Genomic DNA, 14,656 nt, shown 5'->3' on the forward strand with positions numbered 1-14,656 from the left:
TATCTGCGAGACAGTGGCTGTCCCACAGGTATGTTTTCAGGAGTATCAGGTTACCGGAGCCGGGTTGAAAACCGCGAACGCATTATACAGTCCTCTTCAATGGACCACATTTTCTTTCTGCCACTGGCGATATTACCAGCATTGATCGCCATGAGATCATACCAGCGGGTGGTCAGTGCTGTGCGGGTTGCTGTGCACCACAGAAGAAATCACACTGATACTGTTCATTTTTCCTTCGGATAAATGAACGAAAATTGTATTAATTCACTACTGGCAAAAGGTATTTTCCTTTGATCTGGATAAACGTGGAATTGGCGTAAGTAATATGACTTTTTACATTGGTGGTTGACATAAATGTCGCATCGGTATTCAACGGATACTCTTGTTGTGTAATAAGTGTATTGACCTCCATGAAAAATCCGGATGTGTGTGTCAGCCCATATTATTGGATTGATGCTAAGCAAGTAAAAGTAAAAATAAATAGGAAGGTCAATCGTCTTGACCTATATGGTAAATAAGTAGATGCGAAAAATGTATATCCACCATTCTCCACGTTACAGATACATTGGTGATGCTTGTTGACCCGAATTACTTACCTGGGTAAACACATCAAATTTATTCTTTTGCACCTTACCATGTCTTGAAATCTATTCGATTTATTAGTAACTATTTATTGGCTTTTATTATGGTATTGCTCTTATCTGAACAATAGATTAATTTTTTAGAAAATCCTTTGCTAAAGCCTTTTTATTCCTCTAGCAGGAGAATTATGATGAGGGGGTATGTCTGTCAATGAAATAATTACTTGAACGCAGAATTACAAATGATAATTTGATTTAATAATCATGTAATGGAGTAAGAAAAGTAACTTATTGTTATTCATGATCGATATATTTGATTAAGTGAAAGATAGATATGTTATTTCACATGACGGCGGTGTTAATTCTATGTGTTTGTTACCCTCTGCCCAGCATCTGACCAGAGGGTGTCATTGAGGGATGTTCAGGTTACTGGCGCCGGGTTGAAAACCGCTAAAGCATTATGCAGTCCCCATTGATCGGACCACGTTTTCTTTCTACCACTGGCGATATCCAGGATAAAGTGGAACAACTGCCAGCCGACGTCTTCAATAGTGGCTTCGCCAGTGGCAATAGTACCGGCATCAATATCCATGAGGTCATGCCAGCGGTTGGCCAGTGCTGTACGGGTCGCCATTTTGATTACCGGAACCGCAAGCAGTCCATAAGGCGTACCGCGACCGGTAGTAAATACCTGCACGGTAATTCCGGATGCGAGTTGCTGTGTACCACAGACGAAATCGCTGGCAGGTGTCGCGGCGTAAATCAGGCCTCGTTTCGTGGGGCGCTGACCCGGTGACAGCACTTCCATAATCGGGCTGGTGCCTGATTTGGCAATCGAACCGAGCGCTTTTTCCACCACATTTGCCAGCCCCCCTTTTTTATTACCAGGCGACGGGTTGGCACTGCGATCTGTCTGCCCGTTATCCAGATAATTGTCGTACCAGGCCATCTCTTCCAGCAGACGTTTGCCAACGTCCACATTAATAGCGCGTGGCGTCAACAAATGGATGGCATCACGTACTTCGGTGACTTCGGAGAACATCACAGTGGCACCACAACGGACCAGCAAATCAGACGCAAATCCTACTGCTGGGTTGGCGGTTACACCGGAGAAGGCATCGCTGCCGCCGCACTGCGTGCCAACCACCAGTTCGGAAGCCGGTACAGTTTCCCGACGGCGCCGATTGAGGCGTTGTAAATGTTTATCCGCCATGGTCAGGATGTCATCCACCATAGATCTGAATCCTACGTGAGATTCATCCTGCAAGCGCACGATACTGGTATCATCTGGCGAAATGGGCTGCACATCCGGCGTTCCTTCCAGCAGACGCTCAGGTTGCAGTTTTTCACAACCCAGTCCGATAATCATGACTTCACCGCCGAAATTGGGGTTAAGTGCCAGATTGTGGATGGTACGGATCGGTACAATCGCTGCTGGAGCATTGATAGCCACACCACAGCCATATAGATGATTCAGTGCGACTACACCCTCTACGTTTGGATATTTGGGTAATAGATCGCGTTCAATAATCTTCACCACATAATCCACGACGCCAGCCACACAATGTACGCTAGTGGTGATACCTAACAAATTTTTGGTACCGACACTGCCATCAGGATTACGGTAACCTTCAAAGGTATACCCTTCTAGCGGCGGCAATGGAGGGGGAACTTTGGTTGCCAGCGGTAGCGTTTCCAACGCCGGAGCCTTTGGCAATGCGACCAATGACTCATCGATCCAACTTCCCTGAAGTATATCCCGCAATGCATAGCCAATAATTTCACCGTAACGGATAATCGGATCTGATGCGGCAATATCTACCAGCGCGACTTTATGTCCCTGTGGAATATGTTCAATCAATTCCAATCCGTTATTAAAACGGGTACCGATGCGTAAGCCATTATTATTAACCACAATGGCAACATTATCAGACTCATGAACTTTTATATAAAGTGGCTGCTCTTGAGCTGCGTTTTCTCTGGTGTGATCTGACATGATGCAACCCTTTTATTATCTTATGATAATGCGTAAACCCTATTACACTATGCCTGTTTCACCTGCTACGTTGAAGCCATTACGTTGAAACGGGAATCATGCCTGAAATCCTCATATACTACGTGTGCTTTGCTGTTTCCGTCATCCGTCGCTGTCAATTATCACTTCGCTCAGGAAGTAGTATAGGTGAATGGGATGGACCAAACATTATGCAATTGACTGACATTATGTTTGATTACTTTTAATTTCTTTGGCAAAGAACTCATTATCAGTGAGGCCAATCACATTATTGGGCGTTTATCTCTTTTCTTTATGATATGGCCTATACCGATCGGTGTGCTTTTCTCTTCTCAATACCCACTTCCGTGAAATAACTCCCATTAAGTCGTACTTTTGCACCAACATAAGTTTTTTAAAACGGATAATGTTGTGCATACCTACAATGAGTCGCTATTGATAACCTTTTATAATCTCTCCCCGAAGCCATAAGACGTCATTCGTGTTTATTGTTGCTGTCATGCTATTTGCTCTGCTCAAAATTAAAAAATCATTACCTGACACTCGACTTCATTCTGATAACCCTACACCGTTTTGTTATCCAGGATGAATGAGCTAACCGCGATTTAAGTAGGAGTTCATTATGAATACAGCAAGCTCAGCGGTAGGCGCGATACCAAAGAGAACTAACGCCCGCTACTGGATTGTCGTGATGTTGTTTATTGTCACGTCATTTAACTATGGCGACCGCGCCACGATTTCCATTGCGGGTTCCGCAATGTCTAAAGATATAGGACTGGATGCTGTTGGCCTGGGGTATATCTTTTCCGCATTTTCATGGGCCTATGTGATCGGGCAAATACCAGGAGGCTGGTTGCTTGACCGCTTTGGTTCGAAGCGGGTGTATTTCTTCAGTATTTTTACCTGGTCGGTGTTCACCTTCTTACAGGGATTCGTCGATCTTTTCCACGGTTCTGCCATTGTCGTTTCGCTGTTTATGTTGCGCTTTATGGTCGGGCTGTGTGAAGCGCCATCGTTCCCCGGTAACAGCCGTATCGTCGCGGCCTGGTTCCCGTCACAAGAACGTGGTACGGCTGTGGCTATTTTCAACTCGGCCCAGTATTTCGCTACCGTGATTTTTGCTCCCATCATGGGTTGGTTGACACATGCTGTGGGGTGGTCGCATGTATTCTGGTTCATGGGCGGTCTGGGCATCATCATCAGTTTTATATGGTTGAAAGTGATTCATGATCCGAAAGATCATCCAGGTGTCAACAGTGCCGAGCTTGAGTACATCGAAGCGGGTGGTGCGTTGATCAACATGGATGCGGCCAAGGCCAGGAAAGCAACGGTCAAGGGTGAGAAGTGGCACCAGATTAAGCAATTGCTGACGTCTCGCATGATGCTTGGTGTGTATCTCGGCCAATACTGTATCAATGCGTTAACCTACTTTTTTATTACCTGGTTCCCGGTTTATCTGGTACAGGCCCGTGGAATGTCGATTTTGAAAGCCGGGTTCGTTGCTTCTGTGCCTGCTATTTGCGGTTTTGCTGGTGGGGTCTTAGGCGGAGTGATTTCTGACTTTTTGATGCGTCGTACCCAGTCACTGAATATTGCACGCAAAACCCCAATTGTACTGGGCATGCTGCTTTCCATGTCGATGGTGATTTGTAATTACGTGTCAACCGAGTGGGTGGTTATCGCCGTAATGGCTATGGCCTTCTTCGGTAAAGGCATCGGTGCGCTGGGCTGGGCGGTGATGGCTGATACCGCGCCGAAAGAAATCAGCGGGTTAAGTGGTGGACTGTTCAATATGTTCGGTAATATTTCCGGCATTGTTACCCCGATAGCGATTGGTTATATCGTCGGCGAAACGGGGTCATTTAGCGGCGGTCTGGTTTACGTCGGTATCCATGCGTTAGTGGCGATTCTTAGCTTCCTGTTCATCGTTCAGGATATCAAACGTATCGAACTGGAACCTTACCGAGCAAATTGATGCCTATTTTCACTAAAGGAATACGTTATGCGTAGTACACAAGATACGCCTGTCATTACTGACATGAAGGTCATTCCTGTCGCTGGTCATGACAGCATGTTGTTAAACATCGGGGGTGCTCACGGGGCTTATTTCACCCGTAACATCGTGATTCTTACCGATAGCGCCGGTCATACTGGTGTAGGGGAAGCACCCGGCGGTGAAGTGATTTACAAAACGTTGATTGATGCTATCCCTCAGGTTGTCGGTGCACAGGTAGCGCGGATGAACCGGCTGGTTCATGACGTGCATGTGGGGAATCAGTCATCTGATTTTGATTCCTTTGGTAACGGCGCCTGGACATTTGAGCTGCGGGTCAACGCGGTAGCGGCACTGGAAGCCGCTTTGTTGGATCTGATGGGGCAGTTTCTTGGGGTTCCGGTGGCTGAACTGCTGGGGCCGGGCCAACAGCGTGATGAGGTCACGGTACTGGGTTACCTGTTCTATATTGGCGATCGCACCAAAACCGACTTGCCTTATCAGCCGGGGGAAACGGGCAAACATGAGTGGTATCACCTGCGTCACCAACAGGCTATGAATAGCGACGCGGTGGTTCGGTTGGCTGAAGCAACTGCGGATCGCTATGGATTCAAGGATTTCAAACTCAAGGGAGGTGTTCTGCCGGGCGAACAGGAAATTGATACGGTTAACGCATTGAAAAAACGCTTCCCAAATGCCCGTATCACGGTCGATCCCAACGGTGCCTGGCTGTTGGATGAAGCCATTCGTCTGTGCAAAGACATGCAAGGAGTATTGACCTACGCGGAAGATCCCTGTGGTGCAGAGCAGGGTTTCTCCGGTCGTGAAGTCATGGCGGAATTTCGCCGCGCGACCGGATTGCCGGTCGCCACCAATATGATTGCCACCAACTGGCGTGAAATGAACCATGCAGTGATGTTACAGGCAGTGGATATCCCGTTAGCGGACCCGCATTTCTGGACCATGCACGGTGCGGTGCGTGTTGCCCAGTTGTGTGATGAGTGGGGGCTGACCTGGGGTTGTCATTCCAACAATCATTTCGATATTTCACTGGCGATGTTCACTCACGTCGGGGCGGCGGCACCGGGTAATCCTACCGCGATTGATACCCATTGGATCTGGCAGGAAGGACAGCATCTGACCAAAGAGCCGCTACAGATTGTGAACGGGAAAATCAAGGTGCCGGAACGACCGGGATTAGGCATTGAGCTGGATATGACGCAGGTAATGAAAGCGCATGAATTGCACAAAAAACTGCCCAGTGGCGCACGCAATGACGCGATGGCGATGCAATACCTGGTTCCCGGCTGGAAATTTGACCGTAAACGCCCGGTATTTGGTCGCTAGTTTTCACTGAATTTCGACATTAAGCAGAAGGAAAGAATCATGACTTCGCAAAGTATGACACCGGTGATAGCCAGTATGCAGGTTATCCCGGTAGCGGGGCACGATAGCATGTTGCTCAATTTGAGTGGCGCGCACGCCCCTTATTTCACCCGTAACATTGTCATTCTGAAAGATAACGCTGGCCATACCGGTGTGGGAGAAGTGCCCGGTGGTGAGAAGATTCGTCAGACGCTGGATGATGCCAGCGCGCTGGTGATCGGTAAAACGCTGGGTGAATACAAGAACGTAATGACAGCGGTTCGTCATCAGTTTGCAGATCGTGATGCTTCTGGTCGTGGTACGCAAACTTTCGACTTGCGAACCACCATTCATGTGGTTACCGGTATTGAAGCCGCGATGCTGGATTTACTGGGGCAGTTTCTCAACGTATCGGTAGCTTCACTGCTAGGGGATGGTCAGCAGCGTGATGCGGTAGAAATGCTAGGTTACCTGTTCTATATCGGCGATCGTAACAAAACTGACTTGCCGTATCAGAGCCAGCCAAATGAGACATGCGATTGGTATCGTCTTCGTCATGAAGAGGCGCTGACGCCGGAAACCGTGGTGCGTCTGGCTGAGGCGGCTTACGAAAAATATGGCTTCAACGACTTCAAACTGAAAGGCGGTGTACTGGCTGGTAGTGAAGAAGCGGAGGCGGTAACCGCGCTGTCAAAACGTTTCCCGCAGGCGCGTATCACACTGGATCCGAATGGTGCCTGGTCATTGAATGAGGCTATCCACCTGGGCAAGCAATTACGTGGCGTGCTGGCGTATGCGGAAGACCCGTGTGGGGCGGAGCAGGGCTTCTCCGGTCGAGAAGTGATGGCGGAGTTCCGGCGTGCTACCGGGTTGCCGACGGCTACCAATATGATCGCCACTGACTGGCGTCAGATGGGGCACGCCATTTCTCTGCAATCCGTGGATATCCCACTGGCGGATCCTCACTTCTGGACTATGCAGGGATCTGTCCGTGTCGCACAGATGTGTCATGAATGGGGTCTGACCTGGGGTTCTCATTCCAATAATCATTTTGATATTTCGTTGGCAATGTTTACCCACGTTGCGGCGGCAGCACCGGGCAAAATCACCGCTATTGATACTCACTGGATCTGGCAGGAAGGTAACCAGCGCCTGACCAAGGAACCGTTGCAGATTATGGGTGGGATGGTTGAAGTACCGAAGAAACCGGGTTTGGGAATCGAGCTGGATATGGCTCAGGTTATGAAAGCCCATGAATTGTATAAAAACATGGGGTTGGGTGCCCGCAACGATGCCGTCGGTATGCAGTATTTAATTCCTGACTGGACGTTTGATAACAAGCGTCCTTGTCTGGTTCGCTAATGATAAACCGTGCCGCTTCGGCTGAGGTGGCGTGGTAATGAGTAAGGACAAAACATGAAAACTCCACTATTACCTAACCGTTTTCGTCAAGACTTACAGCAAGGAACAACACAGATTGGTTGCTGGTGTGCACTTGGCAACCCCATTTCCACCGAAGTACTTGGGTTGGCGGGATTTGACTGGCTGGTACTGGATGGGGAACACGCACCGAACGATATCAACACGTTTATTCCGCAATTGATGGCGCTGAAGGGCAGCCATAGTGCGCCGGTGGTTCGTCCACCTTGCAATGAGCCGGTGATTATCAAACGTTTGCTGGATATCGGGTTTAACAATTTTTTGATCCCGTTTGTAGAAACTGAAGAAGAAGCTGTGCGTGCCGTTGCATCAACACGCTATCCGCCTGCCGGGATCCGCGGGGTTTCTGTCGCCCATCGTAGTAACGCCTATGGCACAGAACCTGATTACTTCGCCACGATTAACGACAACATCACGGTGTTGGTTCAGATCGAAAGCCAGGATGGGGTGGATAACCTGGATGCGATTGCGGCGGTAGAAGGTGTCGACGGTATTTTTGTCGGCCCGGGAGATCTTTCTGCGGCGCTGGGCTATTTGGGGCAGCCAAATCATCCAGCCGTGCAAAAAGTTATCCGCCATATTTTTGACCGTGCGGCGGCTCATGGTAAACCCAGCGGCATTCTGGCTCCACAGGAAGCGGATGCCCGTCGTTATCTGGAATGGGGGGCCACCTTTGTCGCGGTCGGCAGTGATCTAGGCGCTTTCCGTGCCGCTACACAGGCACTGTGTGACAAATTCAAACAGTAACCAAACAACAGGTTCCCTGAATAATCTGATGGCGTCATTTTTGCGTGAAAAGCGAAAATTAATCTATCTATCAGGTTGTTGGCGCCGTGAATGAGCGGGAGAGGGAATCGCAAGGCATGCTGTCCGGATTAATGCAGCACAAGGTATCTAAATGCATCTGACAATGGGGTTATAGCGATGAAAATTGGTTTTATTGGACTGGGCATCATGGGGAAACCGATGAGTAAAAACCTGATCAAAGCGGGTTACTCATTAGTCGTGCTGGATAGAAATAGCGATGCTGTCGCCGAAATCGTAGCGGCGGGCGCTGTAGCGGCGGAAACCCCTAAATCTGTTGCAGAACAGAGTGATATCGTCATCACCATGTTACCGAATTCACCGAATGTGAAAGAGGTGGTATTGGGTGAAAATGGTGTAATCGAAGGTGCGCGTAGTGGTAGCGTGGTCATCGATATGAGCTCTATTGCACCACTGGTTAGTCGTGAAGTTGCCTCCGCGCTGGCGGAGAAAGGGGTGGATATGCTGGATGCCCCGGTGAGCGGGGGTGAGCCCAAAGCAATTGATGGCACGCTTTCCGTAATGGTTGGCGGAGATAAAGCAATCTTTGCGCGCTGCTATGACATCATGAAATCAATGGCCGGATCCGTGGTACATACGGGGGATGTGGGCGCGGGTAACGTGACCAAACTGGCAAATCAGGTGATTGTGGCACTGAACATCGCGGCGATGTCGGAAGCTTTGGTGCTGGCCACCAAAGCAGGCGTGAATCCGGATTTGGTGTTTCAGGCTATTCGTGGCGGACTTGCGGGCAGTACCGTACTGGATGCCAAGGCTCCGATGGTGATGGATCGTAACTTCAAGCCCGGTTTCCGTATTGATCTGCATATTAAGGATCTGACAAACGCGCTGGATACTTCTCACAGTATCGGGGCGCAACTGCCGTTGACCGCGGCGGTTATGGAGATGATGCAGGCACTGAAAGCAGACGGTTTGGGTACGTCAGATCACAGTGCGTTGGCTTGCTACTATGAGAAACTGGCTAAAATTGAAGTCACTCGGTAGTTGGCAGGGCTGGTGCCCTGCGTCTATGGGAGCCAGCCCGGTTAACGGGTAATCATTCCGGCAAGCGTCTAGTCAATAACGCGCGGAGTATTTATGAAATCGGACTGTTTATGAAAATAGTTATCGCACCGGATTCTTATAAAGAGAGCCTATCCGCACAAGAGGTTGCCGCACAGATTGAAGCCGGGTTTCGGGAGGTGTTTCCTGATGCCTGCTATATCAAGTTGCCGGTCGCGGATGGTGGTGAGGGTACCGTGGAAGCCATGGTGGCGGCGACCAATGGTAAAATTGTGCATGTGAATGTAACTGGTCCGTTAGGCGATAATATTGACGCTTTTTTTGGATTGTCTGGTGATGAACAAACAGCGTTCATTGAAATGGCGGCGGCTAGTGGTCTGGAACGAGTGCCATCTCAATTGCGGAACCCATTGTTAACCACCAGTTACGGTACTGGTGAATTGATCCGCAGTGCACTGGATCATGGTGTGAAACATTGCATTATCGGTATTGGTGGTAGTGCGACCAACGACGGTGGTGCCGGGATGGTTCAGGCGTTGGGCGCAAAATTGCTGGATGCGCAGGGCGCCTCTATTGGTTTTGGCGGTGGTGAACTGGAGACGTTGGCTCAGATTGATATCAGTGAACTGGATAAGCGGATTAAGTTCTGTCGTTTTGAGGTGGCGTGCGATGTCACCAATCCGTTGACGGGTGAAAATGGCGCCTCGGCTGTTTTTGGTCCACAAAAAGGGGCGACGCAAGCGATGATCTTACAGTTGGATAGCGCGCTGAAACATTATGCTGCAGTTATCCGTCACGATCTGGATATCGATGTCGAACAAGTGTCGGGTGCGGGTGCCGCCGGTGGCATGGGTGCTGCATTGCAGGCGTTTTGCGGTGCGGAACTGCGCCAGGGGATTGAAATTGTTACTGAAGCCTTGGGGCTGGAGGCGTTGGTCCGTGATGCGTCACTGGTGATTACCGGTGAAGGCCGTATCGACAGCCAGACCATTCACGGTAAAGTGCCAATAGGCGTGGCGCGGGTAGCCAAACGTTATAACAAACCGGTCATTGGTATTGCAGGAAGTCTGACCGAGGATGTCGGTGTTGTGCATGATCATGGTCTGGATGCGGTATTTAGCATACTGCACAATATCTGTTCATTGGAGGAAGCGTTGGATAACGCCGCCGCTAATGTACGTATGACGGCGCGTAATATCGCGGCGACGATTAAACTGGCCCAGAAACTCGTTTGACTTGTCTCAACATTGCAGGCGTTGCTGCTGCTACGCCTGCCTATTGGTTTCAGTTGATTTTTGTCAGATGCCGCCTGGCCGCTATATCCACATTGGTTATTTCATCCAGCAGTTCCAGCCATTCCGGTTCCAATTCTAAGATATCAGCACCTTCACGTAGTTGCTGTTCCAGGCAATGGCAGATCTGTTTCAGCCGGGGAACGCCGCTATAACTGCAACTGCCATGCAGTTTGTGGACCAGATCCACAATATGATCCACCTTATGTCCATTGAGCATGGTTTCTACCTGTTGGCGAACCTGGGGTAAAAAATCCAGCAACATGATGAGTAGATCCCGTGCCAATTCAGGTTTATTGGCCGCTTGTCTTTTCGCCAGTTCCCAGTCAAGGGAACTGGTAATAAGGCGGTTTTCGGTAGCGGGTGGCACGGTATTTTCATGATTATGTACATGACGTAACAAGACATTCTGCAACATCTGTTCGTCTATCGGCTTGGCCAGATAATCGTCTATTCCGGCCTGAAGCAGTGATTCGCGTTCTCCACTGATGGCATGAGCCGTAACAGCGATAATCGGCGTATGGTGATGGTAAGGTAATTGTCGGATTAATTCGCTGGCGTGGATGCCGTCCATACCTGGCATCTGGATATCCATCAAAATAACATTGAGTGTATTTTCCCGGGCTTTGGCCACGGCTTCGGTACCGCTTCCACACAGAATGATGTTTTCCACTTGCTCATCCAGTAATGCACCAATCAGTTTTAAATTAGCAGGATTATCGTCTACGGCCATGACACTTAATGGCAGTCGTGATAGCGGCATTTTTTTAATCTGAGGTGTGGAGACTACCGGTAATGTCTGTTGAAGCAGCGAACTATCCTGTAACAATGATCGCAGTCGGGGAACGGTAATCGGTTTGCTCAGGAGGGTATGAATGCCAAAAGATTTCAATTGCTCTTCATCAATTTGCGCCAGGCTGGGAAGTGCCAGAATAGCCACTGGCGCCAGACGGCAGATATCCCGAATCGTAGGCGTAAAATCAAGCAAGGCTTGGTGGCTGTTAACAGGAACACCAATCAGCAGAATATCAAAAGTGTGATTGGGGAGCTGTTCCAGTGTCGGGCTGTAACTCACTATCAATGGGGTATCGGCCAGAATATCCAGCGTGGACTGAGCCGCCGCCGGGTTGGCTTCTACATAGGCCAGATGCCGGCCTTCCAGCATATCAAAGTTATTATTAATCGAAATGGTATGTGGATTAAGCAGCAGGTTGATGGTGAACCAAAAGGTAGATCCTTGATTTAATTTGCTGTGGAAACTGATATCGCCCCCCATTTCACGCACCAGTCGTTGAGTAATAACCAGACCCAGGCCGGTACCGCCATGACGGCGGGAAATACTGGTATCCGCCTGACGAAACGCCTGAAAAAGCTGAGCTTGCTGGATTTCAGCGATACCGATACCGGTATCTTTAAGCTGGATTTCCAGTTGTACCTGCTGATGTTCCTGCCTACGTTTTTCGACCCGAATATCAATGTTGCCCTGTTCAGTAAACTTGATGGCATTACCAAGCAGATTAGTGATGATTTGCTGCAACCTCAGCGGATCGCCGATGAACTGTTCCGGGACATCGTTCTGAATATTTAGCGTCAGCTCCAGACCCTTTTCATGCGCGGTATGTGCTAGCAGCATCACCACTTCATCCAGCGTGTTATGCAAGGAGAAGGGAATGTTCTCCAGTACCAGCTTGCCAGCTTCCAGCTTGGAGAAATCCAGCACGTCATTGATGATGTTTAACAGGTTATTGGCAGAACGTTCAATGGTTTGCAGATAATCTTTTTGCGTAGCGGTAAGCTGGGTTTTCAGTGTTTGGCGGGTAAATCCGATCACGCCATTAAGTGGTGTGCGCAGTTCATGTGACATGTTGGCCAGAAATTCTGATTTAATCCGGGCGGCTTCCTGAGCGCGTTTTTTGGCCAAATCCAGCTCTACGTTCTGTATTTCCATCTGCTCCAGCGTTTCACGCAGATCGTAAGTTGCCTGATCGATATTTTGCTGCATCTCTTCGTGATAAGCCGTTAGCGACATCGCCATAGAGTTGATGCCGTTTTTCAACATATCCAGTTCGCCGAGCATTTTCCCTTCTACTCGGCTGTCCAACTGACCGCGCCGGATGCGATCAACCGTTTCCACCATATTACTGATAGGCGCGGTGACATCACGCATTAGCCGGTAGGCGAACAATACGGCAATACCCATGCACAGCAGCAGTAACAGTGCCGCCATGGACATCTCCCGGTATTGCTGCAATTCAATCGTGTTTAAACTCAGCTCGATAGCGACATACCCGGAGGGGATAGGGCTTGGCATCGCTTGGGAAGCGGTCGGCGTAAATTCACCATCTGTAAAGATCGGCGTGCGTAAAATCAGGTGATCATCATGGCGTTCCATATAGAGTGAGCCAGGAATAGGCTCGCCTTTTGACAATTGAAGTATCGTTGAGTCGTCACGAACGCTGGAGGTGATAATCAGTTGATTTTGTGCGTCGAAAATACTGATAGCACGGATGATGTCGGAATGTTGGCGGTGCAACATATTAACCAATCGGCGTAATGAGTCTGGCTGGTGCATTGCAATGGCGTAAGCGCTGTTTGCTGCCAGTGGTTCAATGATACTGGTACCGGTATCTGCCAACTGGTTCTGCAATTGGTTGTAGCGGTGGATGACAAAAAAGGTACTGAGCAGTAATCCGATCATCAGCGTCGGAGCCAGAATCAGTATCATCATGCGCGCACGCAGACTGTATTTGGTCATGTGGTTCCAATGTGGGAGAATTAAAGCCGAATATTCCGTTAAAACAATGACAGCAAATTATGGCGCAATTCTACTCTCCAAACCGGCGTGTGACGACCCGGCAAATCATAACTGTGACGGTAAATGATCTCGATCCTTTTGGCCAGGGTGTCGCCCGCCATCAAGGTAAAACGGTTTTTATTGCCGGTGTATTACCGGGAGAGCAGGCCGAGATACAAATTACTGACGAAAAACGTCAGTTTGCGCATGCCCGACTCAAACGGTTGCTCAGTCGCAGCGAAGAGCGTGTCGAGCCGTGCTGTCCACACTTTATGGTGTGCGGAGGCTGTCAGCAGCAGCACGCTAGTCAGCCGCTTCAGCATCGCAGTAAAACGGCGGCTTTGACGCGAATGATGGCCCGGGAAACCGGTGCCCCGATACCGGAGGCGACGTTGATCGCCGGATCGGCCTATGGGTACCGGCGGCGTGCCCGACTTGCATTATACTATCTGGCGAAACAGCAGCGTTTGCTGATGGGATATCGGCAGGCTGGCTCACACGATCTGGTAGATATTCAAGTCTGCCCGATATTGTGCCATGAACTGGAGACATTGTTGGTGCCGCTGCGTGATTGCCTGAGCAGTTTACAAGCGGTGAAACGGCTGGGGCATGTGGAACTGGTACTGGCAGAACAGGGACCGCTGGTTGTTCTGCGTCATCTCGATGTGCTCAGTCAGACTGACCGGCAGGTATTGTCTGGATTTGCCCGGCAACAGGCTGTCTCTTTGTTTCTGGCCTCTGATGCCGACACGTTGGAATGCCTGCACGGTTCTGAGCCGCATTATCAGGTTGATTCACTATCTCTGGCATTCAGTCCGCGTGATTTTATTCAGGTTAATGATGATATTAACCAGAAAATGGTCGCGCAGGCGCTGGATTGGCTGGATGTCCAGCCGCAAGATCGGGTGCTGGATCTGTTTTGCGGCATGGGGAATTTTACGCTACCGCTGGCACAGCGTGCGGCAGCGGTCGTCGGCGTGGAAGGTGTGGCTGCCCTCGTGGTAAAGGGCAAGGAGAATGCCTACAGTAATGGTTTATCCAATGTTACATTTTTTCACCAAAATCTTGAAGATGATGTGACCCGGCAGCCGTGGGCGTCCCAAGGATTTGATAAAGTGTTACTTGATCCGGCACGTGCGGGTGCTCCCGGCGTGATGCCACAGATTGTGAAACTGAGCCCCAAACATGTAGTTTATATATCCTGTAATCCGACCACGCTGGCACGGGACAGTAAAGTCCTGCTGACGGCGGGTTACCAGCTGGCGCGTATCGCGATGCTGGATATGTTTCCACATACCGGGCATCTTGAATCAATGGCACTTTTTTGCTTGGTTCCGGTGGCTCGGTAAA

Annotated in this window: 9 protein-coding genes and 1 pseudogene; 7 read left to right on the forward strand and 3 right to left on the reverse strand. The window is 49.6% G+C overall.

Annotated elements, in window-relative coordinates; all coding sequences use genetic code 11:
- Positions 1-45: 45 nt before the first annotated feature.
- Both CWC46_RS23220 and garD read right to left on the reverse strand, forming a co-directional pair.
- Positions 46-191: pseudogene (locus tag CWC46_RS23220) on the reverse strand (hypothetical protein); the annotation flags it as partial.
- Positions 192-1,002: 811 nt separating this feature from the next.
- A complete protein-coding gene (garD, locus tag CWC46_RS07205; RefSeq protein ID WP_021017545.1) occupies positions 1,003-2,577 on the reverse strand; it encodes a galactarate dehydratase in 1,575 nt (524 codons plus the stop codon).
- A gap of 640 nt (positions 2,578-3,217) precedes the next feature.
- On the opposite strand from garD, the gene CWC46_RS07210 reads away from it, so the two are divergent.
- The 6 genes from CWC46_RS07210 to CWC46_RS07235 all read left to right on the forward strand — a co-directional run bounded on the left by CWC46_RS07210 (position 3,218) and on the right by CWC46_RS07235 (position 10,455).
- On the forward strand, positions 3,218-4,570 hold the full coding sequence (locus CWC46_RS07210; protein ID WP_021017544.1) for an MFS transporter: 1,353 nt from the start codon (positions 3,218-3,220) through the stop codon (positions 4,568-4,570).
- Between the two features lie 27 nt (positions 4,571-4,597).
- Positions 4,598-5,935 carry an enolase C-terminal domain-like protein gene (locus CWC46_RS07215; RefSeq protein ID WP_021017543.1) on the forward strand — a complete coding sequence of 446 codons (1,338 nt, stop codon included), beginning with the start codon at positions 4,598-4,600 and terminating at the stop codon, positions 5,933-5,935.
- A 39-nt stretch (positions 5,936-5,974) separates the two neighbouring features.
- A complete protein-coding gene (gene gudD / locus CWC46_RS07220) occupies positions 5,975-7,315 on the forward strand; it encodes a glucarate dehydratase (protein ID WP_021017542.1) in 1,341 nt (446 codons plus the stop codon).
- Positions 7,316-7,369: 54 nt separating this feature from the next.
- Entirely contained in the window at positions 7,370-8,140 is a 771-nt protein-coding gene (gene garL, locus CWC46_RS07225; RefSeq protein WP_021017541.1) for a 2-dehydro-3-deoxyglucarate aldolase, read from the forward strand.
- A 177-nt stretch (positions 8,141-8,317) separates the two neighbouring features.
- The gene (gene garR / locus CWC46_RS07230) at positions 8,318-9,202 is read left to right on the forward strand and encodes a 2-hydroxy-3-oxopropionate reductase (RefSeq protein ID WP_037382540.1); all 885 of its coding nucleotides are present in this window, start codon (positions 8,318-8,320) and stop codon (positions 9,200-9,202) included.
- 110 nt (positions 9,203-9,312) lie between these two features.
- Positions 9,313-10,455 carry a glycerate kinase gene (locus tag CWC46_RS07235; protein ID WP_021017539.1) on the forward strand — a complete coding sequence of 381 codons (1,143 nt, stop codon included), beginning with the start codon at positions 9,313-9,315 and terminating at the stop codon, positions 10,453-10,455.
- Between the two features lie 49 nt (positions 10,456-10,504).
- On the opposite strand, the gene barA is transcribed toward CWC46_RS07235, so the two are convergent.
- Positions 10,505-13,267: a two-component sensor histidine kinase BarA gene (gene barA / locus CWC46_RS07240; protein ID WP_021017538.1), complete on the reverse strand. Its 2,763-nt coding sequence runs from the start codon at positions 13,265-13,267 to the stop codon at positions 10,505-10,507.
- A 59-nt stretch (positions 13,268-13,326) separates the two neighbouring features.
- On the opposite strand from barA, the gene rlmD reads away from it, so the two are divergent.
- Complete coding sequence (gene rlmD, locus CWC46_RS07245) at positions 13,327-14,655, forward strand: 23S rRNA (uracil(1939)-C(5))-methyltransferase RlmD (RefSeq protein WP_021017537.1); 1,329 nt, start codon at positions 13,327-13,329, stop codon at positions 14,653-14,655.
- Position 14,656 lies beyond the last annotated feature (1 nt).

This window comes from Prodigiosinella confusarubida (genome assembly GCF_002847015.1).
Lineage (GTDB): Bacteria > Pseudomonadota > Gammaproteobacteria > Enterobacterales > Enterobacteriaceae > Prodigiosinella > Prodigiosinella aquatilis.